General features: G+C 41.9%; 2 protein-coding genes. Both read right to left on the bottom strand.

What is annotated here, in order from left to right; translation table 11 throughout:
- On the bottom strand, window positions 1-2,495 hold a 2,495-nt coding region (locus tag H6S82_RS20150; RefSeq protein ID WP_191056615.1), incomplete at its 3' end, for a serine/threonine-protein kinase PknK.
- A gap of 283 nt (window positions 2,496-2,778) precedes the next feature.
- On the bottom strand, window positions 2,779-4,341 hold the full coding sequence (locus H6S82_RS20145) for a response regulator (RefSeq protein ID WP_190464333.1): 1,563 nt from the start codon (window positions 4,339-4,341) through the stop codon (window positions 2,779-2,781).
- Window positions 4,342-4,442: the final 101 nt, after the last annotated feature.

Raw genomic sequence — 4,442 nt, 5'->3', positions numbered from 1 at the left:
AGAACAATATCGGAAAGATTTTTCGCCCGCTCGAAGTTGAGATTGAGGTACTCGGCTTGCGTCGCTTCCACATAAATAGCCAACGTCAGGTCATACTGACTCTTCCAGCTATCTTGCGCGAGGAGTCTCAGCCCTACGTTTAGATAAACCACAGCAGGTTGATAAGCGGTTGCAGCCTTTGCTTTCTTTCCGGCGATCGAATTTAATTTTGCTAGCTCATCTTTTTGCTCCCGGTCAGTAATGGATTCAACCCCAACATTCAGTTGGTTAACAATATCGAAGATATTTTCTTCTATCTCGTCTGCTGGTGTATTTTTTAGCAGCAGTTCGCCGATTTTTAGGTGGGTAGCTTTTTTATCGGGTTCTGGGATGAGAGAGTAAGCTGCTTGCTGCACCCGGTCGTGCAAAAACTTGTAGGAAATTGTCAGCGATCGCTTGTCATCTGCCAGTTGTTCAAAACCGCTGGCTACTGAGGAGAAGTCAAATACAAGCGGAATCTTATAAGCTTCAGAAAGAGGCAGAATTAAACCTGCCTGAAGCGCTTCCCACAAATCCGTAGCCGTTTCTGACTGATTTTTTTCATTGACGACAGCCAGCACGTCTAAATTAAATCGGTTGCCAATGCAAGCCGCTAATTTTAAAACCTGTTGCGCTTCTGGTGACAGTTTTTGGATATTTCTAGCAATCAGTTCGACTACATTTAAATCCGTGATGCCGATCGCTTGAATATGCCCTATATCCCACCGCCACATATCAGCACTGAAGTCAAATGTCAATAGCTTTTCGGCATAGAGGGTTTGTAGCAGCTGGGTTAAGAAGAAAGGATTACCTTGAGTTTTATTGAAAAGTAACTCACAAAGAGGCTGGGAACGCTCTGTTCGATCGCGAATAGTTTCGCTCGCTAATTCCTTGACGTTGCTAAAATCCAAAGGCCCCAAAATAATCTGATTGACGATCGCACTCGTTTTTTCTATTTCTTCTAAAGTTAACATTAAAGGATGCGTCGAACTGACTTCGTTATCTCGATACGCTCCTATCATTAACAAATATTCACTCTCCGAATCAGTTACGAGCAAATTAATTAACTTTAAAGAAGCAGAATCTGCCCATTGCAAGTCATCCAAAAATACAACCAGCGGGTGTTCTTTGGTGGCGAATACGTTAACAAATTGTTTAAAAACCCGATTAAAACGGTTTTGGGATTCATTTAGCCCCACTTCGGGAACATTGGGCTGAGACCCGATAATTAACTCAAGTTCGGGAATAACATTAATAATGACTCTACCTCGATCTCCCAAGGCGGTTAAGAGTTTTTCTTTCCAACTCGCCAAAATTTCCTCTGATTCAGTTAAGAGTTGCTTCAGCAAATCTTGGAAAGCTTGCACCAACGAATAATATGGAATATTGCGTTTGAACTGGTCGAATTTGCCGGAGATAAAGTAACCCCGTTGCTGCACAATTGGTTTCTGAATTTCATTGATAACGCTCGTTTTTCCAATGCCTGAATAACCAGAAACGAGCATGATTTCGGTGCTACCGCAACTCACTCTTTCAAAGGCGTCTAGCAGGGTTCGCACTTCGCGATCGCGCCCGTAAAGTTTTTGCGGGATGAGGAATTGGCTGTGTAAATCTAGTTGAGCGGGAATGAAGTTTTTAATCTGTCCGCTTGTCTGTAGCTGAGTCAGACATTTTTCTAAATCGGCTTTTAGTCCCAGCGCATTTTGATATCTCTCTTCAGCAGTTTTGGACAAGAGTTTCATCACGATGTCAGAAACTACCCTTGGAATTTCTGGATTTACCCGATCGGGGGCTACGGGTATCTGCGCGATATGGCAGTGAATGAGTTCCAGAATGTCTGCTGTATTAAATGGCAGCTGACCTGTTAGCATTTCATAAAATGTGACGCCTAAAGAGTAGAAGTCGCTGCGATAGTCGATCGACCTGTTCATCCTACCAGTTTGCTCTGGTGACATATAGGCGAGCGTGCCTTCAAGTTGTCTTGGGTTACTGACGGTCTGATTTTGTCTGGATAGGCGCGATGAAATGCTAAAATCTATAAGTTTGACTTGTCCGTTCTCCTGGTTAACTAGAATATTATGCGGTTTAATATCTTTATGAATTACTTTGTTTTTGTGTAGATCGGCTATGGTTGATACGATCTGAATAGCGATGTTAAAAAATTCTATCAATGGTACTTTTTGCGTTGTCAGGATTTTTTTTAGGGATTCTCCGCCAAAATCTTCCAATATCATTGCCAATCCGTTGCCATAGTTTTCCAAGGAGTAAACTTTGACAATTCCTTCTATCTCCAGCGGTTGCAGGATTTTATACTCATGTCTTAAGCGAGTTATTTCTTCAAGTGTAGGATATTCAGATTTGAGCAATTTGACGATCGCAGGTGTTTCTTCCGGTTTTTTTATCGCCCGATAAATAACTGTATTGACACCTTCATGAATGATATTGCTGAGTTTATAACCTGGTATAGTAATGCTCATTTCTGTTATGGTCGCAGATAGTTGATATATTTTTATATTAGCAGAATTTAAAAATCTCAGTGACCTAAAAAATTGCTCTAGTATTTAGAATGACAGAAAAATAAAAAATATTATTGCCTTTTAAAAAAACTTAAGTATTGGACAAGAAAACCATCATTCTACTTAAACATGACGAACTTGAGTAAAAACTTGTAAAAACAGGCGATCGCACAAAAAATAGCTTTAATTTGAACATATCGACGTTAATTTGAACTCTGCGGTCATAGAAAGCACAATTCTAACTTCAAGCTTGCTGAAGCAAGGGATTTTGCTGATTTGGCTGGCGAATGGGAATTTCGATCGCAAACTCCGTCCCCTGTCCTGGTACCGAAACACACTTCAGTTGTCCACCGTGTTTCTCCACCACAATTTGGTAGCTGATTGATAACCCAATACCAGTACCTTTACCGATTGGCTTTGTTGTAAAGAAGGGGTCAAAAATCTTTAAGCGGACTTCATCCGTCATCCCAGGGCCATTATCAGCAATTGTCACCCTAATAAAATCGCGATTTATGATTTCGGTCTGAATCCGAATTTGTCCTTGCTCTCTTATTGTTGGTCTTTTATCGTTTATTAACGACAAATGATTAATGGTAAATGACTCTTCAATGGCATCAATAGCATTAGCCACCAAATTCATAAACACCTGGTTCAGTTGACCCGCATAACACTCCACAAGAGGGAGCGGACAGTATTCTTTAATTACTTGAATAGCCGGACGGTCTGACCTAGCTTTCAGCCGATTGTGCAAAATCAGTAGCGTACTTTCTATGCCATCATGAACATCCACCTGCTTCATATCCGATTCATCTAAGCGGGAGAAATTCCGCAGCGACAGCACAATCTGGCGAATGCGCTCCGCTCCCACCTGCATCGAACAAAGCAATTTCGGCAAGTCTTCAGCCAAAAATTCCAAGTCGATCGCCTCCAGCTCCTCAATAATTTCAGACCCAGGATCGGGAAATTTCTGCTGGTAGAGATTCAAGAGCTTTAGCAAGCCTTGGGTATACTCATGCGCGTGGGTGAGATTACCGTAAATAAAGTTGACGGGATTGTTAATTTCGTGAGCTACACCAGCAACCAACTGCCCCAGAGAAGACAGTTTTTCACTCTGTACAAGTTGCGTCTGAGTTTGCTGTAATTCCCGCAAAGCTTGTTCGAGAAATTGGGCTTGGTTTCGCAATTTAGCTTCCGATTGCTGCAATGCCGCCTCTGCTTGCCGACGCTCTTCAATTTCTAGTTTCAACTGTCGATTGAATTTGCTCAGCAACTGATTGGATTGTGCAAGTTCAGCAGTACGTTTCTCCACTCGCCTTTCTAATTCCGATGTCAGGTTCAAAAGCGCTTGTTCTGCTTCTGTACGCTGTTGAATTTCCTGTTGCAAAACAACATTTTGCTCTTGCAGTTGCTTGGCCAAATTCCGTAAGTTCAAGTGAATGCTGACACGGGCTAATACCTCTTCATGCTGGAATGGCTTAGTAATGTAATCCACAGCGCCCAGATTCAAACCTTTAACTTTATCCTCAGTATCGGAAAGCGCCGTCATAAAAATTACGGGAATCTCTTTAGTTGACTCATTCGCTTTCAAGCGGCGGCAAGTTTCAAACCCATCTATTCCCGGCATAATCACATCCAACAAAATGAGATCGGGCGGGCAATATTCTAGCTGTTCGATCGCATCTTCGCCATCCTCCGCCACAAACACTTTGAATCCAGAAGCTGTCAACATATCGAACAGCACGCTTAAATTGGTTGGCGTGTCATCTACAATTAAAATAATCCCTTTCTCTAGTTTTTGAACGCTCATTTGTTGCTTCCTCTATATTTTTTGAGAAATTCCCGAATTTGTTTGACCTGAAAGCCTTTGGCTAATTGGCGCAGTTCCGTTGCAAAAGGTAAGTATTTACT

It is taken from the genome of Planktothrix sp. FACHB-1355, assembly GCF_014748295.1.
In the GTDB taxonomy this organism is placed as follows: Bacteria; Cyanobacteriota; Cyanobacteriia; order Cyanobacteriales; family Aerosakkonemataceae; genus Aerosakkonema; species Aerosakkonema funiforme_A.
Note: the sequence above shows the minus strand (reverse complement) of the source record. Positions and strands in the feature narration are given on the sequence as shown.

What these genes read in the sequence shown, in the direction of transcription:
- H6S82_RS20145 (WP_190464333.1), bottom strand. Translation starts at nt 4,341, where the DNA reads ATGAGCGTTCAAAAACTAGAGAAAGGGATTATTTTAATTGTAGATGAC.